The 22,462-nt window shown below is 60.8% G+C and carries 24 protein-coding genes and 1 pseudogene; 20 read left to right on the top strand and 5 right to left on the bottom strand.

Annotated features, from left to right (window positions below; all coding sequences use genetic code 11):
• The first annotated feature begins 124 nt into the window (after positions 1 to 124).
• The 9 genes from argS to ACIO0C_RS26810 all read left to right on the top strand — a co-directional run bounded on the left by argS (position 125) and on the right by ACIO0C_RS26810 (position 10,608).
• Positions 125 to 1,861, top strand: coding sequence for an arginine--tRNA ligase (argS, locus tag ACIO0C_RS26850; RefSeq protein WP_401316749.1), 1,737 nt, complete (start codon positions 125 to 127; stop codon positions 1,859 to 1,861).
• Position 1,862: 1 nt separating this feature from the next.
• Positions 1,863 to 2,573: an SPOR domain-containing protein gene (locus ACIO0C_RS26845; protein WP_008058118.1), complete on the top strand. Its 711-nt coding sequence runs from the start codon at positions 1,863 to 1,865 to the stop codon at positions 2,571 to 2,573.
• Positions 2,574 to 2,804: 231 nt separating this feature from the next.
• On the top strand, positions 2,805 to 3,335 hold the full coding sequence (hslV, locus tag ACIO0C_RS26840) for an ATP-dependent protease subunit HslV (protein WP_053153354.1): 531 nt from the start codon (positions 2,805 to 2,807) through the stop codon (positions 3,333 to 3,335).
• 54 nt (positions 3,336 to 3,389) lie between these two features.
• Entirely contained in the window at positions 3,390 to 4,727 is a 1,338-nt protein-coding gene (gene hslU / locus ACIO0C_RS26835; protein WP_008058117.1) for an HslU--HslV peptidase ATPase subunit, read from the top strand.
• A 76-nt stretch (positions 4,728 to 4,803) separates the two neighbouring features.
• Entirely contained in the window at positions 4,804 to 5,175 is a 372-nt protein-coding gene (locus ACIO0C_RS26830) for a gamma-butyrobetaine hydroxylase-like domain-containing protein (RefSeq protein ID WP_401316746.1), read from the top strand.
• Between the two features lie 257 nt (positions 5,176 to 5,432).
• Positions 5,433 to 7,112, top strand: coding sequence for a class II poly(R)-hydroxyalkanoic acid synthase (phaC, locus tag ACIO0C_RS26825; protein ID WP_401316743.1), 1,680 nt, complete (start codon positions 5,433 to 5,435; stop codon positions 7,110 to 7,112).
• A 155-nt stretch (positions 7,113 to 7,267) separates the two neighbouring features.
• Complete coding sequence (gene phaZ, locus ACIO0C_RS26820) at positions 7,268 to 8,122, top strand: poly(3-hydroxyalkanoate) depolymerase (RefSeq protein ID WP_401316741.1); 855 nt, start codon at positions 7,268 to 7,270, stop codon at positions 8,120 to 8,122.
• A gap of 128 nt (positions 8,123 to 8,250) precedes the next feature.
• Positions 8,251 to 9,933 (top strand): class II poly(R)-hydroxyalkanoic acid synthase, encoded by a 1,683-nt coding sequence (gene phaC, locus ACIO0C_RS26815; RefSeq protein ID WP_401316739.1) that lies wholly within the window; start codon positions 8,251 to 8,253, stop codon positions 9,931 to 9,933.
• A gap of 57 nt (positions 9,934 to 9,990) precedes the next feature.
• Positions 9,991 to 10,608 (top strand): TetR/AcrR family transcriptional regulator, encoded by a 618-nt coding sequence (locus ACIO0C_RS26810; protein WP_180203909.1) that lies wholly within the window; start codon positions 9,991 to 9,993, stop codon positions 10,606 to 10,608.
• A gap of 66 nt (positions 10,609 to 10,674) precedes the next feature.
• Here ACIO0C_RS26810 and ACIO0C_RS26805 read toward each other — a convergent pair whose 3' ends face one another.
• The 3 genes from ACIO0C_RS26805 to ACIO0C_RS26795 form a co-directional block, all read right to left on the bottom strand.
• On the bottom strand, positions 10,675 to 11,520 hold the full coding sequence (locus ACIO0C_RS26805) for a phasin family protein (RefSeq protein WP_401316737.1): 846 nt from the start codon (positions 11,518 to 11,520) through the stop codon (positions 10,675 to 10,677).
• Between the two features lie 10 nt (positions 11,521 to 11,530).
• A complete protein-coding gene (locus tag ACIO0C_RS26800; RefSeq protein ID WP_401316735.1) occupies positions 11,531 to 11,953 on the bottom strand; it encodes a phasin family protein in 423 nt (140 codons plus the stop codon).
• Positions 11,954 to 12,182: 229 nt separating this feature from the next.
• Positions 12,183 to 12,458, bottom strand: coding sequence for a polyhydroxyalkanoic acid system family protein (locus ACIO0C_RS26795; RefSeq protein ID WP_401316734.1), 276 nt, complete (start codon positions 12,456 to 12,458; stop codon positions 12,183 to 12,185).
• A 155-nt stretch (positions 12,459 to 12,613) separates the two neighbouring features.
• Here ACIO0C_RS26795 and ubiE point away from each other — a divergent pair, with 155 nt between their 5' ends.
• The 11 genes and pseudogenes from ubiE (at position 12,614) to ACIO0C_RS26740 (ending at position 20,663) form a co-directional block, all read left to right on the top strand.
• Positions 12,614 to 13,384: a bifunctional demethylmenaquinone methyltransferase/2-methoxy-6-polyprenyl-1,4-benzoquinol methylase UbiE gene (gene ubiE, locus ACIO0C_RS26790; RefSeq protein ID WP_007989286.1), complete on the top strand. Its 771-nt coding sequence runs from the start codon at positions 12,614 to 12,616 to the stop codon at positions 13,382 to 13,384.
• Complete coding sequence (locus ACIO0C_RS26785) at positions 13,384 to 14,007, top strand: SCP2 domain-containing protein (RefSeq protein ID WP_401316732.1); 624 nt, start codon at positions 13,384 to 13,386, stop codon at positions 14,005 to 14,007. The genes ubiE and ACIO0C_RS26785 overlap by 1 nt, the downstream gene beginning before the upstream one ends.
• Entirely contained in the window at positions 14,004 to 15,608 is a 1,605-nt protein-coding gene (gene ubiB, locus ACIO0C_RS26780) for a ubiquinone biosynthesis regulatory protein kinase UbiB (protein ID WP_401316729.1), read from the top strand. Before ACIO0C_RS26785 ends, ubiB begins: the two co-directional genes overlap by 4 nt.
• Positions 15,609 to 15,688: 80 nt before the next feature.
• Positions 15,689 to 16,090, top strand: a complete 402-nt coding sequence (gene hisI, locus ACIO0C_RS26775; RefSeq protein WP_401316726.1) for a phosphoribosyl-AMP cyclohydrolase — start codon at positions 15,689 to 15,691, stop codon at positions 16,088 to 16,090.
• Positions 16,083 to 16,415, top strand: coding sequence for a phosphoribosyl-ATP diphosphatase (locus ACIO0C_RS26770; RefSeq protein WP_007899279.1), 333 nt, complete (start codon positions 16,083 to 16,085; stop codon positions 16,413 to 16,415). The genes hisI and ACIO0C_RS26770 overlap by 8 nt, the downstream gene beginning before the upstream one ends.
• A 25-nt stretch (positions 16,416 to 16,440) precedes the next feature.
• Positions 16,441 to 16,713 carry a twin-arginine translocase TatA/TatE family subunit gene (locus ACIO0C_RS26765; protein ID WP_008058096.1) on the top strand — a complete coding sequence of 91 codons (273 nt, stop codon included), beginning with the start codon at positions 16,441 to 16,443 and terminating at the stop codon, positions 16,711 to 16,713.
• Positions 16,714 to 16,723: 10 nt separating this feature from the next.
• The gene (gene tatB / locus ACIO0C_RS26760; RefSeq protein WP_401316722.1) at positions 16,724 to 17,149 is read left to right on the top strand and encodes a Sec-independent protein translocase protein TatB; all 426 of its coding nucleotides are present in this window, start codon (positions 16,724 to 16,726) and stop codon (positions 17,147 to 17,149) included.
• The gene (tatC, locus tag ACIO0C_RS26755) at positions 17,146 to 17,940 is read left to right on the top strand and encodes a twin-arginine translocase subunit TatC (protein ID WP_008058092.1); all 795 of its coding nucleotides are present in this window, start codon (positions 17,146 to 17,148) and stop codon (positions 17,938 to 17,940) included. Before tatB ends, tatC begins: the two co-directional genes overlap by 4 nt.
• Positions 17,937 to 18,644 (top strand): 16S rRNA (uracil(1498)-N(3))-methyltransferase, encoded by a 708-nt coding sequence (locus ACIO0C_RS26750; RefSeq protein ID WP_401316719.1) that lies wholly within the window; start codon positions 17,937 to 17,939, stop codon positions 18,642 to 18,644. The genes tatC and ACIO0C_RS26750 overlap by 4 nt, the downstream gene beginning before the upstream one ends.
• A gap of 102 nt (positions 18,645 to 18,746) precedes the next feature.
• Positions 18,747 to 19,808, top strand: a pseudogene (locus tag ACIO0C_RS26745) (methyl-accepting chemotaxis protein); the annotation flags it as partial.
• A complete protein-coding gene (locus tag ACIO0C_RS26740) occupies positions 19,800 to 20,663 on the top strand; it encodes a methyl-accepting chemotaxis protein (protein WP_401316781.1) in 864 nt (287 codons plus the stop codon). The pseudogene ACIO0C_RS26745 and the gene ACIO0C_RS26740, both read left to right, overlap by 9 nt.
• Positions 20,664 to 20,733: 70 nt before the next feature.
• Here ACIO0C_RS26740 and ACIO0C_RS26735 read toward each other — a convergent pair whose 3' ends face one another.
• Both ACIO0C_RS26735 and ACIO0C_RS26730 read right to left on the bottom strand, forming a co-directional pair.
• Complete coding sequence (locus ACIO0C_RS26735) at positions 20,734 to 21,468, bottom strand: amino acid ABC transporter ATP-binding protein (protein ID WP_401316716.1); 735 nt, start codon at positions 21,466 to 21,468, stop codon at positions 20,734 to 20,736.
• Complete coding sequence (locus ACIO0C_RS26730) at positions 21,461 to 22,420, bottom strand: amino acid ABC transporter permease (RefSeq protein WP_401316713.1); 960 nt, start codon at positions 22,418 to 22,420, stop codon at positions 21,461 to 21,463. Before ACIO0C_RS26730 ends, ACIO0C_RS26735 begins: the two co-directional genes overlap by 8 nt.
• Positions 22,421 to 22,462 lie beyond the last annotated feature (42 nt).

Below are 22,462 nucleotides of genomic sequence, written 5' to 3'. Positions count from 1 at the left end.
TTTTGTCACCACATATCCATAACCTGCCCGCTATAGTTGGCAAGCCCGCCTCGGCAACGGATAATGCCCAGTTTTTCCACCAGCGCATGATGCGCCGCCGCGCCTGCGGTCGAAAGAGAAGACCATGAAAGACACCATTCGCCAGCTGATCCAACAAGCCATCACCCAACTCGTCAACGAAGGTGTGTTGCCTGAAGGCCTGTCGCCGGCGATCCAGGTTGAAAACTCCCGAGACAAGAAGAACGGCGACTTCGCCAGCAACATCGCCATGATGCTGGCCAAGCCTGCGGGCATGAAGCCGCGCGACCTGGCGGAAAAAATCATCGCGGCCCTGCCGGCTGACGAAAACGTCTCCAAGGCTGAAATCGCCGGCCCTGGCTTCCTGAACTTCTTCCAGAACACCCAGGCCCTGGCTACACGCCTGGACGCCGCCTTGGCCGATGAACACATCGGCGTGCGCAAGGCCGGCCCGGTACAGCGCACCGTGGTCGACCTGTCAGCACCGAACCTGGCCAAAGAGATGCACGTCGGCCACTTGCGCTCGACCATCATTGGCGACGGCGTAGCCCGCGTTCTCGAATTCCTCGGTGACGAAGTGATCCGGCAGAACCACGTCGGCGACTGGGGCACCCAGTTCGGCATGCTGATGGCTTACCTGCAGGAAAACCCGATCACCAGCGACGAGCTGTCGGACCTGGAAAACTTCTACCGCGCCGCCAAAGGCCGCTTTGACGAATCCGAAGAGTTCGCCGACCGTGCCCGTGGCCTGGTGGTCAAGCTGCAGGCTGGCGATCCCGATTGCCTGGCGCTGTGGACCAGGTTCAAGGACATCTCGCTGTCCCACTGCCAGAAGATCTACGAGCTGCTGAACGTCAAACTGACCATGGCCGACGTAATGGGCGAAAGCGCCTACAACGACGACCTGATCAATGTGGTCAACGACCTGAAGGCCGCCGGCATGTTGGTCGAGAGCAACGGCGCCCAGTGCGTGTTCCTCGATGAGTTCAAGAACGCCGACGGCGACCCGCTGCCGGTGATCATCGTCAAGGCTGACGGCGGCTACCTCTACGCCACCACCGACCTGGCCGCCGTGCGCTACCGCAGCGGCAAGCTCAAGGCCGACCGCGCACTGTACTTCGTCGACCAGCGTCAGGCCCTGCACTTCCAGCAAGTGTTCGCCGTCGCCCGTAAGGCCGGCTTCGTGACGCACCCGATGGAAATGGAACACATGGGCTTTGGCACCATGAACGGCGCTGACGGCCGCCCGTTCAAGACCCGTGATGGCGGCACCGTGAAGCTGATCGACCTGCTGACCGAAGCCCAGGAACGTGCCTACACCCTGGTCAAGGACAAGAACCCGGAGCTGGCCGAAGCCGAGCTGCGCAACATCGCCAAGGTGGTGGGCATCGGCGCGGTGAAATACGCCGACCTGTCCAAGCACCGCACCAGCGACTACAGCTTCAACTTCGACCTGATGCTGAACTTCGAAGGCAACACCGCGCCGTACCTGCTGTACGCGTACACCCGCGTGGCTGGCGTGTTCCGCAAACTCGGCAAGGACTTCAGCGAAGTAGAGGGTCAGATCGTTCTCGAAGCAGCCCACGAGCTCGAACTGGCGGCGAAACTCGCACAATTCGGCGAAGTGCTGAACAACGTGTCCGAGAAAGGCACGCCGCACATCCTCTGCACCTACCTGTACGACGTCGCCGGCCTGTTCTCCAGCTTCTACGAGAACTGCCCGATCCTCGCCGCCGACACCCCGGAACAAATGCAGAGCCGCCTGCGCCTCGCCGCGCTGACCGGTCGCACTCTCAAGCAAGGCCTGGAACTCTTGGGCCTGGAAACTCTGGAGCGTATGTAAGTTGGCTGCCAAGAAAAAACCTGCACCCAAGCGTGGCGCCAGCCGTTACCAAGCTCCAGCGAAGCAACCGATCCCGGGTTGGCTGTGGATGGCCATCGGCCTGACGGTCGGTGCTTTCATCGTATTCCTGATGAAGCTGGAGCCGGGCAAGGGCAGCGACACGGTCAAGCGCGAGAAAGTCGAGCAGCAACAGAAAGCCACCAAGATCGCCGAGGCCAACAAGACCCCGCCGAGCCCGACGCAACCGGTGAAGCCGAAGTACGACTTCTACACCCTGTTGCCGGAATCGGAAGTCATCGTGCCGCCGGATGCCGTGCCGGAAAAAACCCTGCCGACGCCACAAGTACCGGCCATTCCGACCACGCCGGTTACCCCGGCGGAAGCGGCGAAGATCGATACCGCCCGTGCCCAGGCAGCCCTGGCTGGCATTACGCCGCCGCCAGCACCACCGGTGGCCAAGGCCGCACCAGTGACCAAGTTCTTCCTGCAGGCCGGATCGTTCCGCAAGGAGGCTGACGCGGACAAGGTGCGGGCGCAGATCATTCTGCTTGGCCAGGCGGTGGCGGTTGAATCGGGCACGGTGAAGGACGAGACCTGGTATCGGGTATTAGTGGGTCCGTTCAGCAACCGTGAGCAGTTGACCACGGCACAGAAACAACTGGCTGGTGCCGGCTTCAGCAATCTGTTGTTACAACAACGCCAGAACCGCTGACTCCACCAGACACACCGCGTCATCGTTCTTCGCTGGCAAGCCAGCTCCCACAGGGTTAGCGTAAATCCTGTGGGAGCGGGCTTGCCCGCGATGGCGTCAGAACAGACACCACAAGACGCTTGGCCAAGCCACCGCTCGTCCCCTCTCCCGTCCTACAGTTGAAATCCACTCCACCACCCCCATATGAATGGGCATACGGCATTTTCGCCCCGCAGCGTGGAGACTCTTCCCTTGACCACCATCGTTTCAGTTCGCCGCCACGGCAAAGTCGTCATGGGCGGCGACGGCCAGGTTTCCCTTGGCAATACCGTGATGAAAGGCAACGCGAAAAAAGTTCGTCGCCTGTACCACGGCCAGGTCATTGCCGGTTTTGCCGGTGCCACCGCTGACGCCTTTACCCTCTTCGAACGCTTCGAAGGCCAACTTGAAAAGCATCAGGGTCACCTGGTACGCGCAGCTGTCGAGCTCGCCAAGGAATGGCGCACCGACCGCACCCTGAGCCGCCTGGAAGCCATGCTCGCCGTTGCAAACAAGGACGCCTCGCTGATCATTACCGGCAACGGTGATGTGGTCGAGCCAGAAGACGGCCTGATCGCCATGGGCTCCGGCGGCGCCTATGCACAAGCCGCGGCCAGCGCACTGCTGAAAAAAACCGACCTGTCGGCCCGGGAAATCGTCGAAACCGCCCTCGGCATTGCCGGCGACATCTGCGTATTCACCAACCACACCCAGACCATTGAGGAGCAGGACTGCGCCGAGTAAGCCTGATTCGGCCCCGTGCCACGGTTCATTCTTGCTTGAGGTCCTTTGAATATTATGTCCATGACTCCCCGTGAAATCGTCCACGAACTCAATCGCCATATCATCGGCCAGGACGATGCCAAGCGCGCCGTCGCCATTGCCCTGCGCAATCGCTGGCGCCGCATGCAGCTGCCTGAAGAGCTGCGTGTTGAAGTAACACCAAAGAACATCCTGATGATCGGCCCGACCGGTGTCGGTAAAACCGAGATCGCCCGTCGCCTGGCCAAACTGGCCAACGCGCCTTTCATCAAGGTCGAAGCCACCAAGTTCACCGAAGTCGGCTACGTCGGCCGTGACGTCGAATCGATCATTCGCGACCTCGCCGATGCCGCGATCAAGCTGCTGCGCGAACAGGAAATCGTCAAGGTACGCCACCGCGCCGAAGACGCTGCTGAAGAGCGCATCCTCGACGCCCTGCTGCCACCGGCACGCATGGGCTTCAGCAGCGACGATGCCCCGACCCAGGATTCCAACACCCGTCAGCTGTTCCGCAAGCGCCTGCGCGAAGGCCAACTGGATGACAAGGAGATCGAAATCGAAGTCGCCGAAATGGCCGGCGTCGACATCTCCGCGCCACCGGGCATGGAAGAAATGACCAACCAGCTGCAAAGCCTGTTCGCCAACATGGGCAAGGGCAAGAAGAAAGCCCGCAAGCTCAAGGTCAAGGAAGCGCTGAAGCTGGTGCGCGACGAAGAGGCCAGCCGCCTGGTCAACGATGAAGAGTTGAAGGCCAAGGCCCTGGAAGCGGTCGAGCAGCATGGCATCGTGTTCATCGACGAAATCGACAAGGTCGCCAAGCGTGGCAATTCCGGCGGCGTAGATGTATCCCGCGAAGGCGTGCAGCGCGACTTGCTGCCACTGATCGAAGGCTGCACCGTCAACACCAAGCTGGGCATGGTCAAGACCGACCATATCCTGTTCATCGCCTCCGGCGCCTTTCACCTGAGCAAGCCAAGCGACCTGGTGCCCGAGCTGCAAGGTCGTCTGCCGATCCGCGTCGAACTCAAGGCCCTGAGCCCGGAAGATTTCGAGCGCATCCTCAGCGAACCCCATGCCTCGCTCACCGAGCAATATTGCGCGCTGCTGAAAACCGAAGGCCTGGGCATCGAGTTCCTGCCGAGCGGTATCAAGCGCATTGCCGAGATCGCCTGGCAGGTCAACGAGAAAACCGAAAACATCGGCGCCCGCCGCCTGCACACCTTGCTTGAACGCCTGCTCGAAGAAGTGTCTTTCAGCGCCGGCGACCTGGCCAGCGTCCATGACGACAAGGTGATCCAGATCGACGCCGACTACGTCAACGGCCACCTGGGCGAATTGGCGCAGAACGAAGACCTGTCCCGCTACATTCTGTAGAGCAGCAAACGGCAAGCTACATGCTGCAAGCTGAGTTAAGCTTGCAGCATGTAGCTTTCCGCCCAAGGCTCTTCCTATGCTTCCCACCGACATCAAGCTGCACAAAGCCTCGAATACCCTGACGCTCAAATACGCGTCCGGCGAGGAATACACCCTGCCCGCCGAGTTCCTGCGCGTGCACTCCCCCTCCGCCGAGGTCCAGGGCCACGGCAAACCCATCCTGCAATTTGGCAAGATCAACGTAGGACTGAGCAAGATAGAACCGGCCGGTCAGTACGCTCTGAAGCTGACCTTCGACGATGGCCACGACAGCGGCCTGTTCACCTGGGAATACCTCTACGAACTGGGACGGCGTCATGACGCACTCTGGGACGATTATCTTGCCGAGCTCAAGGCTGCGGGAAAAACCCGCGACCCGAACGAATCTGTCGTCAAGCTGATGCTCTAGCCTGCACCTCTTGCTCTTTAGAGGGCATTTTCTAATTCCATCTGCTTGAATGCTCGGCTTTAGGGTCGACGCTTGGCCCGCTTGCGAAAAAAATTAAACTCGGGTAACCAATGGAGCTGGCAAGTTCCCTGCAGTGCTCTCTGAACTGAAAAGCAGTGATGCAGAATTAACGGTCACCCGAGCGTAGTACCTGGCATTGGCTGTGTGACTACACAGTGGGACCAAGGTACTCGTCTCAGGGCAATGGAGCGTCGTAGATGAGTAACAAGAGTAACGATGAGTTGAAGTATCAAGCCTCGGAAAACACCCTGGGGCTCAATCCTGTCGTTGGGCTGCGTGGAAAGGATCTACTGGCTTCTGCTCGAATGGTGCTTAGGCAGGCCATCAAGCAACCGGTGCATAGCGTCAAACATGTCGCGCACTTTGGTCTTGAACTCAAGAACGTGCTGTTTGGTAAATCCGGGCTGCAACCAACCAGCGATGACCGTCGCTTCGCCGATCCGGCCTGGAGCCAGAACCCGCTCTACAAACGCTATTTGCAAACCTACCTGGCGTGGCGCAAGGAACTCCACGCCTGGATCGACGAAAGCAACCTCAGCCCCAGCGATGTGGCGCGCGGGCACTTCGTGATCAACCTCATGACCGAAGCCATGGCGCCGACCAATACCGCGGCCAACCCGGCGGCAGTCAAACGCTTTTTCGAAACCGGCGGCAAGAGCCTGCTTGATGGCCTCTCGCACCTGGCCAAGGATCTGGTACACAACGGCGGCATGCCGAGCCAGGTCAACATGGGTGCGTTCGAGGTCGGCAAGAGCCTGGGCGTGACCGAGGGCGCCGTGGTGTTTCGCAACGATGTACTGGAACTGATCCAGTACAAGCCGACCACCGAGCAGGTACACGAACGCCCGCTGCTGGTGGTACCGCCACAGATCAACAAGTTCTACGTTTTCGACCTGAGCCCGGACAAGAGCCTGGCGCGGTTCTGCCTGCGCAACAACGTGCAGACCTTCATCGTCAGCTGGCGCAACCCGACCAAGGAGCAGCGCGAGTGGGGCCTTTCGACCTACATCGAAGCCCTCAAGGAAGCGGTTGATGTCGTCACCGCGATCACCGGCAGCAAAGACGTGAACATGCTCGGAGCCTGCTCCGGCGGAATCACCTGCACCGCGCTGTTGGGCCATTACGCGGCGATCGGCGAGAACAAGGTCAACGCCCTGACCTTGCTGGTGAGCGTGCTCGATACCACTCTCGAGAGCGACGTCGCCCTGTTCGTCAATGAACAGACCCTTGAAGCCGCCAAGCGCCACTCGTACCAGGCCGGCGTACTGGAAGGCCGCGACATGGCGAAGGTCTTCGCCTGGATGCGCCCCAACGACCTGATCTGGAACTACTGGGTCAACAATTACCTGCTGGGCAACGAACCGCCGGTATTCGACATCCTGTTCTGGAACAACGACACCACCCGGTTGCCCGCGGCGTTCCACGGCGACCTGATCGAGCTGTTCAAAAACAACCCACTGATTCGCCCGAATGCACTGGAAGTGTGCGGCACCGCCATCGACCTCAAGCAAGTGACGGCCGACATATTTTCCCTTGCCGGCACCAACGACCACATCACCCCGTGGAAGTCCTGCTACAAGTCGGCGCAGCTGTTTGGCGGCAACGTTGAATTCGTACTGTCGAGCAGCGGGCATATCCAGAGCATCCTGAACCCGCCGGGCAATCCGAAATCCCGTTACATGACCAGCACCGAAGTGGCGAACAATGCCGATGAGTGGCAAGCGAACGCCACCAAGCACACCGATTCCTGGTGGCTGCACTGGCAGGCCTGGCAGGCCCAACGCTCGGGCGAGCTGAAAAAGGCCCCGGCAAAACTGGGCAACAAGGCCTATCCGCCGGGTGAAGCGGCGCCAGGCACTTACGTGCACGAGCGGTAACTGACACACCCGCCTCACTGTAGGAGCGAGCTTACTCGCGATGGACGTCAACGATTACGCGCACTGTCTGACTTAACGCGTTGCCCTGGCGTTTTTCGCGAGCAAGCTCGCTCCTACAGGGGTTCGGGGATGAATTAACCCACAGGGCCAGAAGCATGCCGCAACCGTTCATATTCCGCACCGTCGACCTGGATGGCCAGACCCTCCGCACGGCGGTGCGCCCCGGCAAGCCTCATTTGACGCCCTTGCTGATTTTCAACGGCATCGGCGCCAACCTGGAGCTGGTGTTTCCGTTCGTCGCGGCACTGGACCCGGACCTGGAAGTCATCGCCTTCGACGTGCCCGGTGTCGGTGGTTCGTCGACGCCGAATCGTCCGTATCGTTTTCCGGGCCTGGCGAAACTCACGGCACGCATGCTCGACTACCTCGACTACGGGCAGGTCAATGTGATCGGCGTGTCCTGGGGTGGAGCCCTGGCGCAGCAGTTCGCCTATGACTACCCGGAGCGTTGCAAAAAGCTTGTCCTGGCCGCGACGGCAGCGGGCACGGTGATGGTGCCGGGCAAGCCGAAAGTCTTGTGGATGATGGCCAGCCCGCGGCGCTACATCCAGCCCTCCCATGTGATCCGCATTGCGCCAATGATCTACGGCGGCGCATTCCGTCGCGACCCGACGCTGGCCGCGAGCCACGCGGCGAAGGTCCGTTCGGCGGGCAAGCTCGGTTACTACTGGCAACTGTTCGCCGGCTTCGGCTGGACCAGCATTCACTGGCTGCACAAGATCAATCAGCCAACCCTGGTCCTGGCCGGCGACGACGATCCCTTGATCCCGCTGGTCAATATGCGTTTGCTGGCCTGGCGGATTCCCAATGCCCAGTTGCACATCATCGATGACGGCCATCTGTTCCTGATTACCCGGGCCGAAGCGGTGGCGCCGATCATCATGAAGTTCCTCGAGGAGGAGCGCCAGCGTGCGGTGATGCATCCGCATCCGGCGCCACTCGGTGGCTGACCGGCCCATTTTTTGTATGGCAAAGAGGGGGCGGCAGGACATCGCACCGCGCAACAACCCGCTACAGCGTCTATGGTGTTCTGGTTCGGTGTTTTGTATTTGGCCTGAAGACGAAGGAGTGTTGAGTCATGCGCGATAAACCTGCGAGGGAGTCACTACCCACTCCCGCCGCGTTCATCAACGCACAAAGTGCGATTACCGGCCTGCGTGGCCGGGATCTGGTTTCGACTTTGCGCAGTGTTGCCGCCCATGGCCTGCGCCACCCCGTGCATACCGCGCGACACGCCTTGAAACTAGGTGGTCAACTGGGTCGCGTGTTGCTGGGCGACACCCTGCATCCCACCAACCCGCAGGACCGTCGTTTCGACGACCCGGCATGGAGTCTCAACCCCTTTTATCGTCGCAGTCTGCAGGCCTACCTGAGCTGGCAGAAGCAGGTCAAAAGCTGGATCGACGAAAGCAACATGAACCCGGATGACCGCGCCCGCGCGCACTTCGCATTCGCCCTGCTCAACGATGCCGTGTCGCCGTCCAACAGCCTGCTCAATCCGCTGGCGATCAAGGAAATCTTCAACTCCGGCGGCAACAGCCTGGTGCGCGGGATAGGCCATCTGGTCGACGACCTCCTGCACAACGACGGGCTACCCCGACAAGTCACCAAGCACGCATTCGAGGTCGGCAAGACCGTCGCCACCACCACCGGCGCCGTGGTGTTTCGCAACGAACTGCTGGAACTGATCCAGTACAAGCCGATGAGCGAAAAGCAGTATTCCAAACCGCTGCTGGTGGTGCCGCCACAAATCAACAAGTACTACATTTTCGACCTCAGCCCCCACAACAGCTTCGTCCAGTTCGCGCTCAAGAACGGCCTGCAAACCTTCGTCATCAGTTGGCGCAATCCGGATATACGCCACCGCGAATGGGGCCTGTCGACCTACGTTGAAGCGGTAGAAGAAGCCATGAATGTCTGCCGGGCGATCACCGGCGCCCGCGAAGTCAACCTGATGGGTGCCTGCGCAGGCGGGCTGACCATTGCCGCCCTGCAGGGTCACCTGCAAGCCAAGCGCCAACTGCGCCGTGTTTCCAGCGCGACGTACCTGGTGAGCCTGCTCGACAGCCAACTGGACAGCCCGGCCACGCTCTTCGCCGACGAACAGACCCTGGAAGCCGCCAAGCGCCGCTCCTACCAGAAAGGTGTACTGGACGGCCGCGACATGGCCAAGGTCTTCGCCTGGATGCGCCCCAACGATTTGATCTGGAGCTACTTCGTCAACAACTACCTGATGGGCAAGGAGCCGCCGGCGTTCGACATCCTCTACTGGAACAACGACAACACCCGCCTGCCGGCCGCCCTGCATGGCGACTTGCTGGACTTCTTCAAGCACAACCCGCTGAGCCATCCCGGTGGCCTGGAAGTCTGCGGCACCGCGATCGACCTGCAGAAGGTCACCGTCGACAGTTTCAGCGTGGCTGGCATCAACGACCACATCACGCCGTGGGACGCGGTGTATCGCTCGACCCTGCTGCTCGGTGGCGAGCGCCGCTTCGTGCTGTCCAACAGCGGTCATGTGCAGAGCATTCTCAACCCGCCGAACAATCCGAAAGCCAACTACCTCGAAGGCGCAAAACTGAGCAGCGACCCCAGGGCCTGGTACTACGACGCCAAACCCGTCCAAGGCAGCTGGTGGACGCAATGGCTGGACTGGATTCAGGAGCGCTCGGGCGCGAAAAAAGAAACGCACATGGCCCTCGGCAATCAGAGTTATCCACCGATGGAGGCAGCGCCCGGGACTTACGTGCGCGTGCGCTGATGTTCAACGACCACGGTCTCTACCGGCCGTGGCATGACCCGATCAAAAGAAGACTGGATGAAAACCCGCGAACGGATACTCGAATGTGCCCTGCAGTTGTTCAATGAGAAGGGCGAACCGAATGTTTCCACCATGGAAGTTGCCAACGAAATGGGCATCAGCCCGGGCAATCTGTACTACCACTTCCACGGCAAGGAACCGCTGATTCTCGGCCTGTTCGAACGTTTCCAGACAGAACTGGCCCCGTTGCTCGATCCCCCGGCCGACGTCGAACTGGCTCCTGAGGATTACTGGCTGTTCCTGCACCTGATCGTCGAACGCCTGTCCCACTATCGCTTTCTGTTCCAGGACCTGTCGAACCTGGCCGGGCGCCTGCCCAAACTGGCCAAGGGTATTCGCAACCTGCTCAATGCGCTCAAGCGCACACTGGCGTCGCTGCTGGCCCGATTGAAGGCCCTGGGGCAACTCGTGAGCGACACCCAGGCGCTGGGGCAACTGGTGGAGCAGATCACCCTGACACTGCTGTTCTCACTGGACTATCAGCGGATACTCGGCCGCGCAGGCGAAGTGCGATTGGTGGTCTACCAGATCATGATGCTGGTGGCGCCGCACTTGTTGCCGCCGATCAAAGCGGCGACTGAACAAATGGCGTTGCAATACCTGGAAGAGCATTAACACCAAAAGCCTCAAACAAAAACGCCCGACCTTGGCAGGCCGGGCGTTTTCTAGAGTCCCGAACGATCAGGACTGACTGGTTGGCGTCGATGGAGTTGGCGCGGCAGTCTGGGTTACAGCAGGGGTCGGCGCGGCAGCGGAGTTCGCAGTGCTTGCCGGAGCTGCCGAAGCTACCGGAGTTGCCGGTTTGGCTGGAGCCTCTGCTGGTTTGGCGGCGGCAGCTTTTGGAGCAGCCGGTTTTTTCACTGCTGGTTTTTTCGCAGCAGCAGGTTTTGCCGCTGGCTTGGCTGCCGGTTTGGCGGCAGCGGTTTTCGCTGCAGGCTTGGCGGCGGTTTTAGCAGCTGCCGGTTTTGCCGCTGGTTTGGCAGCGGCTGGCTTGGCAGCGGCAGTTTTTGCAGCCGGTTTGGCAGCTGCTTTAGCAGCAGGTTTGGCCAATGGCTTGGCTGCGGTTTTGGCGGCCGGTTTAGCTGCCGCGGTTTTCGCCGCAACAGGCGCAACCTTGGCACCGGTGAGTTTTTCGATTTGCTTGGTCAGGGTATCGACCTTGCTGTGCAGCGCCTTGACTTCATTGCGGCTCGGCACGCCCAGGCGCGAAATGGCGCTGTTCAGGCGCTTGTCGAAAGCACCTTCGAGTTCATCCCACTTGCCCAGTGCACGATCTTTCACGCCGCTGATGCGCGACTTGGCCGACGAAGCGGAGTCCTTGGCGGCGTCGACAGTCTTGCCAACAGCGCTCTTGGTGAGCTTCTCGGCTTTCTCGCCGTCTTTAACCAGTGAGTCGAAGAGTTTGCTGCCGTCAGTGTCGATCTTCGAGTACACACCCAAACCAGCCAGCCAGATCTTGCGGGAGTAGTCTTCGACTTTCCCGATCCACGAGCTGCCGTCTTTTTCGGTGTTCTTTTTACCAGCCATCCCGTTCTCCTTAAGATTTACGCGCGACGCGTTCGAGCAGTGCCGTGAGCTCATCGAGCTTGGCAGAGAGTGTCTCAACGTCATGTTTAGACGGAATGCCGATACGATTCAAGGTACTTGCGACACGCGAGTCGAACGCTCTCTCGACTTTGTCGAGTTGAACTTCGACCTTGCCTTTGAAAGTGCTGACTTCACTCTTGGCTTCATCGATCTCGGCATTGGCCGCTTCAAGCTTTTCGGCAACTACTTTTTTGCCTTTGGTTTCAACTGCTTGCCCAGCCTTGATCAGCTCTTGAAAGTACTCGCTACCCTCTTGGCCGACCTTGGTGTAGGCACCCAGGCCCGCCAGCCAGATCTTGCGGGCATACGATTTAACGTCATGCAGAGCGGTCGTCGAAGCGTCGATTTTTTTCTTCAAAATAACTTTGGCCATGGTGCACCTCACGCGCAGAAGGTTTGAGGAACTGCCCGGATAAGTGTCGGGCTCAGGCACAAAGTAGGGAGAAAAATTAGAAACGGCACCCTAACAACTGACATGGACCGGTGGTGCCCTCGCCACTCACTGCAGGAGCAAGCTTGCTCGCGATGCAGGCACCTCGGTATTGCTGTTACACCGTGTAGATGCCATCGCGAGCAAGCTTGCTCCTACAAGATCGCGCGCCTTATGCGAGAGCTTTATCGAGCGCCTTCTCGATCTCGGCCTTGATCATGCCACTCATGGCCGACATCATCAGGCCCAGTTCCACATCGACCTTGATCGAATCGTCGGTGACATGCACCGCACCTTTCACACCGGAGCGCTTGAGGTTCAGAGTGTCACCGGACCACTGCGGCTCCAGGCCATACTGATCGGAAAGTTTTTGCGCCAGCTTGTCGGCCTTCTCACGGGCCGCTTCCCTACCCAGGCCGTGGGCACGCTCAACACTAAAATGGGCCATCGAATGACTCCTGCTTTATGAATGCTTGTTCATTGAATCTTGACCGCTGCTGCGGCAAAACGTCCCGAGGGTGATCCATCTTACCTGCAGCCTTGCCAAGACAAAGCATCCCTTGGGGATTAGAATGTCGCGCATTCTCTTTTGGTGACAGCGATATGACTGATCAGCGCAAAGGCAGCGATGCCGAACCCACCACTCACTTCGGCTTCAAAAACGTTCCGGAAAGCCAGAAAGCGGAAAAAGTCGCTGAGGTTTTCCACTCGGTAGCCGCCAAGTACGACCTGATGAACGACCTCCTGTCGGGCGGCATGCACCGTCTGTGGAAGCGTTTCGCGATCGAGTTGTCGGGTGTGCGCACCGGTAACCGGGTGCTGGACATTGCTGGTGGCACGGGCGATCTAACCCGCAAGTTCTCCCACCTCGTTGGCCCGACCGGCCAGGTAGTCCTGGCCGACATTAACGAATCCATGCTCAAGGTTGGCCGTGACCGCCTGCTGGACCTGGGTGTGGCCGGCAACGTCGAATTTGTCCAGGCCGATGCGGAAAAACTGCCGTTCCCGGACAACCATTTCGACTGCGTGACGATCGCCTTCGGCCTGCGCAACGTGACGCACAAGGAAGACGCCCTGCGCTCCATGTTGCGCGTGCTCAAGCCTGGTGGTCGACTGCTGGTGCTGGAATTCTCCAAGCCGACCAACGCACTGATGTCCAAAGCCTACGACGCCTACTCGTTCGCCTTCATGCCGCTGATGGGCAAGCTGATCACCAACGACTCGGAAAGCTACCGCTACCTGGCCGAATCGATCCGCATGCACCCGAACCAGGAAACCCTGAAGTCGATGATGGTCGAGGCCGGTTTCGACCGTGTGACCTATCACAACATGACCGCAGGCATCGTCGCCCTGCACCGTGGCATCAAGCCCTGATGCTGCTCGCCGGCGTGCTCGCCAGCGTTGAGCTTGGCCTGAACCGGGTGCTTCGTCTCGACAGCACGGCGCTGCCGCGGCTGGCGCATTTGGCTGGCAAAGTGATTGCCGTCGATTGCCGCAACCCGGCGCTGCAAGTGTTCATCATGCCCAGCGATGAGGGCCTGATGCTTGCGTCCCATTGGGAAACCGGCGCCGACTGCACCTTGCGCGCACCAGCCTCCAGCCTGCTGAAACTGGCGATGAGCAAGGACAAGACGGCGGTGCTGCATGCACCTGAAGTCGAGCTCGACGGCGACAGCGGGGTGCTGCTGGAACTGGCGGCCATCCTGCAGGACCTCGAGCTGGATTGGGAGTACGAACTCTCGCGCTGGCTAGGCCCGGTTGCCACGCAACTGGTCGGCGGTCACCTGCGCAGTCGCGCCCGCTGGTATCAGCAAGGGTTCGCCAGCCTCGGCCAGAACCTGGGCGAATACCTGGCCGAAGAATCGCGCACCCTCGTCGGTCAGCGCGAAGCCGAAGCCCGATTCAGTGAACTGGACCAGATCAAACTCGATCTGGAACGTCTCGAGGCGCGTTTCGAGCGCCTTTTCCGATCCCTCGACCCAAGCGATAACGCATGAAGCTGCTTGCCGTCCGCCGTTTGTTGCGCATCCAGCGCGTCGTGATCCGCTACCGCCTAGATGACCTGCTGTTCGCCCTGCCGCTGCCCTGGTTCCTGCTGGTGCTGCGTTACGCCTTGCCGTGGCGCTGGTTTCCGCGCAAGACCCTGGACCTGAGCCGTGGCGCACGATTGCGCCTGGCGTTGCAGGACCTGGGGCCGATTTTCATCAAGTTCGGGCAGATCCTCTCCACCCGCCGCGACCTGCTGCCCGAAGACATCGCCGATGAGCTGATGATGCTGCAGGACCGCGTGCCGCCGTTCGACTCGCAAGTGTCGGTCAAGTTGATCGAAGAGCAGCTCGGCAAGAAAATCAGTGAAGTATTCAGCCGCTTCGACGTCGAACCGCTGGCCTCGGCGTCGGTGGCCCAGGTGCACGCCGCGCAGCTGAAAACCGGCGAGGAAGTGGTGGTCAAGGTGATCCGGCCGGGCCTCAAGCCGGTGATCGCGCAAGATCTGGCGTGGCTGTTCATCCTCGCCCGCGCCGCCGAAAAACTCTCGGCCGATGCGCGCCTGCTGCACCCGGTGGACGTGGTCCAGGACTACGAAAAAACCATCTACGACGAACTGGACCTGCTACGCGAGGCGGCCAACGCCAGCCAGTTGAAACGTAACTTCGACGGTTCGCCGCTGCTCTATGTGCCACAAGTCTATTGGGACTGGTGCCGGCCGAAAGTGCTGGTGATGGAGCGCATCTACGGCATCCAGGTCACCGACCTCGCGACCCTGGCCGACCAGCGCACCGACATGAAAATGCTCGCTGAACGCGGCGTGGAGATCTTCTTCACCCAAGTGTTCCGCGACAGCTTCTTCCATGCCGACATGCACCCCGGCAACATCTTCGTCAGCACCGTGCAGCCGTGGAGCCCGCAGTACATTGCGATCGACTGCGGTATCGTCGGTAGCCTCACCCCAGAGGACCAGGATTACCTGGCGCGCAACCTGTTCGCGTTCTTCAAGCGCGATTACCGGCGTGTGGCACAGCTGCACATCGATTCGGGCTGGGTGCCGGCAGAAACCAAACTCAACGAATTCGAAGCGGCGATCCGCACTGTCTGCGAACCGATCTTCGAAAAACCGTTAAAGGATATTTCCTTCGGCCAGGTGCTGATGCGCCTGTTCCAGACAGCCCGGCGCTTCAATATGGAAGTGCAACCACAGCTGGTCCTGCTGCAGAAAACCCTGTTGAACATCGAAGGCTTGGGTCGCCAGCTGTACCCGGACCTCGACCTGTGGAACACCGCGCAACCCTTCCTCGAACGCTGGATGCGTGAGCGCGTCAGCCCCAAAGTCTTGTTTGGCAACGTGCAGAGCCAGATCGAACAGATCCCGCACCTGGCCAACATGACCCGTGACCTGCTTGAGCGCCTGTCCCAGCCCCACGCCAGCGATCCGCCACCCCCGTGGCACCGTCGCCGCGACGACTGGTTCCTGCGCCTGCTCGGTACGGCCCATCTGGCCGGTGGCGCGATCCTCGCCGCAGGCGGGCCATTGAACGATCTGGCCTACTGGCCGGCGGGCATCATGATGGCGGTCGGCTTGTATCTGGTCGTTCGCCGATAGCCAGTTGTGCTGCGCACTGGCACACTGTTTCAACGTTGAGCCTGACTAATGATGTGTCGGGCTTGCTGTCGGAGTCGAAGATGAACAACTGGCTGGACGAGATCAAATGGGATGCCGACGGCCTGGTGCCGGCGATTGCCCAGGACCACAAGACCGGGCGCGTCCTGATGATGGCCTGGATGAACCGCGAAGCATTGGAACTGACGGCTGCCGAGAACCGCGCCATCTACTGGTCGCGCTCGCGTGGCAAGCTGTGGCGCAAGGGCGAAGAGTCCGGCCACGTGCAAACCCTGCATGAGATGCGCCTGGACTGCGACGCAGACGTGATCATCCTGATGGTTGAGCAGATCGGCGACATCGCCTGCCATACCGGCCGCCAGAGCTGCTTCTACCGTGTTTTCGAGAACGGCGACTGGACGACTGTCGACCCGGTCCTGAAAGATCCGCACGCCATCTATTGCGCAGGACACAATCATGAGTGACACGTTGACCCGTCTGGCCCAAGTGCTGGAAGAGCGCAAAGGCGCCGCCGCCGACAGCTCGTACGTCGCCAGCCTGTACCATAAGGGCTTGAACAAGATTCTGGAAAAAGTCGGCGAAGAGTCGGTCGAGACCATCATTGCCGCCAAGGACGCCGCCATCAGCGGCGACTGCAGCGATGTGATCTACGAAACCGCCGATTTGTGGTTCCACAGCATGGTCATGCTCGCCCAATTGGGGCAGCATCCCCAGGCTGTACTCGATGAACTGGACCGTCGCTTCGGTCTGTCCGGACACGCTGAGAAAGCCTCGCGCCCGTCCGCCTGAATAACTATTAGAGAGGAGCAGCAGCATGGGCATTTTTGACTGGAAACACTGGGTTGTCATCCTGGTAGTCGTCGTACTGGTATTCGGCACCAAGAAACTGAAAAACCTCGGCACCGACGTCGGCGAGTCGATCAAGGGCTTTCGCAAGGCCATGAACGACGACGAAAAACCGGCCGATCCGACAGCGACTCCGGCCCAACCGGTGCCACCGGTTCAGCCGCAGGCCTCCGTGAACCAGCCGCACACCATCGACGTGCAGGCACAGAAAGTCGAAGAGCCGATCCGCAAAGACTCGTGAGCACTGACTAATGTTTGGTATCAGCTTCTCTGAACTGCTGCTCGTTGGCCTCGTCGCCCTGCTGGTGCTGGGCCCCGAGCGCCTGCCGGGCGCTGCGCGCACCGCCGGCCTGTGGGTCGGGCGTCTCAAGCGCAGCTTCAATGCAATCAAACAGGAAGTTGAGCGTGAAATCGGTGCCGACGAGATTCGTCGGCAACTGCACAACGAGCACATCCTGTCGCTTGAGCAGGAGGCCCGCAAGATCTTCTCGCCGACCCAACAGCAACCGACACCTGTCGAGCCTGTGGCATCGCCGACGATTGATGCGCCTCTCGTTGCACCTGCGCCTGTCGCAGCTGCACCTGTCGCAGCGACGCCGGCCGCCCCCGTTACACCTGCGGCTGCGCCCGTTGCGTCGGCCCCTCATGACCCAACACTGCCGCCGCGAGCCCCATGAGCGATCTTCCAGAAAACGACCAGCACATGCCGCTGGTTTCGCACCTCACCGAGTTGCGCACCCGCCTGCTGCGCTGCGTAGCGGCGATCTTCATCATCTTTGCCGGGCTGTTCGCCTTTACCCAGCAGATCTACACCTTCGTCTCGACCCCGCTGCGGGCCTACCTGCCAGCCGGTGCGACGATGATTGCCACGGATGTGTCGTCGCCGTTCCTGACGCCACTGAAGCTGACCATGATGGTGTCGCTGTTCCTGGCGATCCCGGTAATCCTGCACCAGATCTGGGGCTTCATCGCACCGGGCCTGTACAAGCACGAGAAGCGCATTGCCGTTCCCTTGCTGTGCTCGAGCATCGTGCTGTTCTACGCCGGCATGGCATTCGCCTATTTCCTGGTGTTCCCGCTGATCTTCAAATTCTTCGCCGCCGCCACCCCGGCCGGTGTGGAAATGATGACCGACATCACCAGCTACCTCGATTTCGTGATGACGCTGTTCTTCGCCTTCGGCGTGGCGTTCGAAATCCCGGTGGCCGTGGTACTGCTGGTGTGGATCGGCGTGGTCGACGTCAAGTACCTGAAGAAAATCCGCCCGTACGTGATCATCGGCTGCTTCGTGGTCGGCATGATCCTGACCCCGCCGGACATCTTCTCGCAGACCCTGTTGGCGGTACCGATGTGGCTGCTGTTTGAAATCGGCATCCTGTTTGGCAGCCTGATCAGCAAGCGCGGCGAGCATCCGGACGACCAGCCTGCCGACGATAACAACGACCAGCCGCCAGCGACCCAACCGTGAACCTGCTGCTCCTTGAAGAGGCCGACTTCATTGCGGCCGACCGGGTTGTGCTGCGTGATCGGCGGTTGACCCACATGCAGGAAGTCCATCGCTGTGAAGTCGGTGACAGCATGCGTGTCGGCCGCATCAACGGCTTGATGGGCTCGGCCGAAGTCTTGCGCCTGGACCGAAACGAGGCGGAACTGCGCGTCACCCTCGACCAGCCTCCGCCCGCCAAGCTGCCGCTGACCCTGGTCCTGGCCCTGCCGCGGCCCAAGATGCTGCGCAGGGTGTTCCAGACCGTCGCGGCCATGGGTGTGCCGCGGGTCGTGCTGGTAAACAGCTATCGCGTCGAGAAGAGCTTCTGGCAGACCCCGTTCCTGGAGCCCGAGGCCATTCGCGAGCAATTGATCCTTGGCCTCGAACAGGCCAGGGACAGCATGCTGCCGCAAGTCGTGATCGAGAAACGCTTCAAGCCGTTTGTCGAAGATCGCCTTCCTGCCATCACCGAAGGCACCCTCGGCCTGGTTGGCCATCCAGGCCAGTACCCGCCCTGCCCCCGCGCCCTGACCGAGCCCGTGACCCTTGCCATCGGCCCGGAAGGTGGCTGGATCCCGTACGAGATCGACTTGCTGGGCAAATCCGGCCTGCAACCGGTGCAGCTGGGCGAGCGCATCCTGCGCGTGGAAACCGCCGTTACCGCGCTGCTGGCACGCCTTTTCTAAAAACGCAGCGCCTACCCGCTTGTCAGATAGCGCCTATAGATTGCCGACCTGCAGCCGATACACCTCCCATGAAACCAATGTGTGGTCCAAGGGAGCTGCAGCATGTACCAATCGCTAGCCGATAAACTGGGGAACGTAAGCGTAAACCGCAAGCTGGGTGTCGGCTTCGGTCTTGTGCTGCTGCTGACGATGCTGATCACCTTCACCGGCTGGACCGGCCTGAGCGACGTCACCCGTCGCGGTGATACGCTGGGGTTCATTTCCGATATCAACGGGATGACCAAAGACCTGCGCATCGCCCGCCTGGACTACGAAATGCGCCGCGGCGAACAAGGCCCCGGTGCCGTCAATGACTTGCTGGGCAAGCTAGACACCAGCCTGCAAGCGGCTCGCCGGATGATCGAGCAGCCTGCCGACGTGGCCATGGTCGACCAGCAATTGGCAGCCGTCAGCCAATACAAGCAAGCCTTCGCCTCCATGACCCAGATCACCGCCAACCGCGAAGACGCCCGCAGCAAACTGGGCGCCACCGCCGACAATGCCGTGGCCAAAGTCGCTGAAGTCGAACAATCCATGCTGCAAGGCGACAGCGTGGCGCAGTTCAACAGCGTGATCGACCTCAGCAAACTGATCCAGCAAGCGCGCTTCCAGGTGCGTGGCTACACCTACAGCGCCAAGGCCGAGGCCGAGCAACCGGCACTGGATGCCATCGACAACGCCCTGAAATATCTGCAAAGCCTGCCGTCGAAACTGCCGGAACAACACATTGGTAACCTGCAGCAAGCGACCGATTCGCTCAAGGCCTACCGCGCCGCGGTCAGCCAGTACCGCGATTCCCAGACCGCCAGCGCCGAAGCGTTCAAACGCATGGCCGCCCAGGGCGAAATCCTCCTCGAGGTCAGCCAGAAGCTCACCGCCTCACAAACCCTGGTGCGCGATACCGACGTGGCGCACGCCAAGAACATGCTGTTGCTGGCCACCGTCCTGGCGCTGGTCTTTGGCCTGTTTGCCGCCTGGGCCATCACCCGGCAGATCGTGATTCCGCTGAACCAGACCCTCAAGGCGGCCGAGCGCATCGCTGCCGGCGACCTGACCCACAACCTGCTCTCCAAGCGCCAGGACGAACTTGGCCAGCTGCAACGGGCCATCCAGAGCATGACCCAGGGCCTGCGTGAACTGATTGGCGGCATCAGCGACGGCGTTACACAAATTGCCAGCGCCGCCGAGGAACTGTCCGCCGTCACCGAACAAACCAGCGCCGGCGTCACCAACCAGAAGGTCGAAACCGACCAGGTGGCCACCGCCATGAATGAAATGACCGCCACGGTGCAGGAGGTCGCGCGCAACGCCGAGGAAGCCTCCGAAGCCGCGGTCGCCGCCGATCAACAGGCCCGCGAAGGAGACAAGGTGGTGGGAGAAGCCATCGCGCAGATCGAGCGCCTGGCCCTGGAAGTGAGTCACTCCACCGAGGCCATGGGCGAGCTCAAGCGCGAAAGCGACAAGATCGGCAGCGTGCTCGACGTGATCAAGTCCGTCGCCCAGCAAACCAACCTGCTGGCGCTCAACGCGGCCATTGAAGCCGCCCGTGCCGGCGAAGCCGGACGTGGTTTCGCGGTGGTCGCCGATGAAGTGCGCAGCCTGGCGCAACGCACCCAGAAGTCCACCGAAGAGATCGAAGAGCTGATCATCGGCCTGCAAAACGGCACGCAACAAGTGGCAAGCATCATGGACAACAGTCGCGCCCTGACCGACAGCAGCGTGGAGCTGACTCGTCGCGCCGGCGGCTCTTTGGAGAACATCACCCGTACGGTGTCGGCAATCCAGGCGATGAACCAGCAGATTGCCGCCGCCGCAGAACAGCAGAGTGCCGTCGCCGAAGAGATCAACCGTAGCGTGCTGAACGTGCGCGATGTGTCGGACCAGACGTCGGCTGCGAGTGAAGAGACGGCGGCGTCCAGCATCGAACTGGCGCGATTGGGGACGCATTTGCAGATGCTGGTGGGCAAGTTCAGGGTTTGAGGTGATGCAAATGCCTCGGTCCGGCTGCGACCGAGGCTTGCTCGCGAAAGCGATCTGAAAGGCGCCGCAGTTACAGGACCTGCCGCAGGAACGCCTGAGCCCGCGGATCCTTCGGCGCATCGAAGAACGCTGCCGGCGAAGCGTCTTCAAGCAGCTTGCCATGGTCAAAGAACAAAACCCGGTCCGCCACTTCCCGCGCAAAACCCATTTCATGGGTAACGCAGACCATGGTCATGCCTTCCACAGCCAGGTTTTTCATCACATCCAGCACCTCCCCGACCATTTCCGGGTCCAGCGCGGAGGTCGGCTCATCGAACAGCATGACCTTCGGTTCCATCGCCAGCGCCCTGGCAATTGCTACCCGCTGTTGCTGGCCGCCGGACAGCCGCGAGGGAAATTCGTTGGCTTTCTGCGCGATCCCGACCTTTTCCAGCAGCGCCATGGCCTTGGCCTCGCGCTCTTTCTTGCCGCGCTTGCGCACGACTTTCTGCGCCAGGCAGAGGTTTTCCAGCACGGTCATGTGCGGGAACAGGTTGAAGTGCTGGAACACCATGCCGACTTCGCGGCGATAGGCGTTCACGTCGGTTTTCGGGTCGGCAAGTTGCAGGCCGTCGATGCTCACCGAGCCCGAGTCGAATTCTTCAAGGCCATTGAGGCAGCGCAGGAAGGTCGACTTGCCGGAACCGGACGGACCGATCACCACCAGCACTTCGCCCATGGCAACGTTGGTGGAGACGTTATCCACCGCGCGCACCACGTGACCACGGGTGTCGTAGACTTTTACCAGATCGCGGACTTCAATCACTTTGCGCGAGCCTCCGCTCAAGCCGACTGGCGATTTTCGACAGCGGCAGGTTGATCAATAGGTACAGGCCGGCGACGCAGAACAGGATTTCGAACGGCGAGAACGAGGTAGTGATGACTTCGCGACCGCTTTTGAGCAGTTCGGTAATCGCGATCACCGACACCAGCGACGTGTCTTTCACCAGGCTGATGAACTGCCCGGCCAGCGGCGGCAGTACGCGCTTGAACGCTTGCGGCAACACCACATGACGCATCGACTGCCCCGCGCTCAAACCCAGGGAACGCGCGGCTTCGTTCTGGCCACGGGCAATCGACTGCACGCCGGAGCGGATGATCTCTGCGACATAGGCGCCGGTGAACAGCGACAATGCGGCGATCCCGGCGAACTCCCGGGAAAGGTTCATCACGGTGCCGATGAAGAAATAGAAAATGAAGATCTGTACCAGCAGCGGCGTACCGCGCACCAGCTCGACGTAAATGGTCGAGAGATCGCGCAGGGTCGGGTTGTTCGACAGCCGGCACAGGCCTGTTGCCAGGCCGATCAACAGGCCGAGCACACCAGACACTACCGACAGCCACAGCGTGGTCCACAGCCCCCACAACAGTGGCCCGGCGGCCCAGTGACGGGTGACACCGATCACATCGCCTTCGGCCACGTCATCGCCTTGGGCGACTCGCAGGCTGTTGTCATCGACAGCCAGGTGTTGCTCGTCGCCGACGTCGTTGCGCAGGGTGACTTCAGCCTTGTCGCCCTTGCGCACCAGTTCGCTGACGGTGGAGATGTCGGCGGCGCGCTGGGGCTCTTCGGCGTGGTAGGCGAAGTACTGCGGTACGCGGTTCCAACGCCATTCGTAGGACATCAGCGAGGTGGCGTAATACAACGCGCCGGCCAGGCCGATCAGCACCAGCACGGTCAGCACGTGCCAGGGCCATTGGGCTTTTTTCTGTTTCATGAACGCTTCTCTGATTCGCTCGTTCCCACGCTCTGCGTGGGA

Origin of the sequence: Pseudomonas sp. NPDC087336 (assembly GCF_044744285.1) — a bacterium.
Taxonomy (GTDB): Bacteria; Pseudomonadota; Gammaproteobacteria; order Pseudomonadales; family Pseudomonadaceae; genus Aquipseudomonas.
Note: the sequence above shows the minus strand (reverse complement) of the source record. Positions and strands in the feature narration are given on the sequence as shown.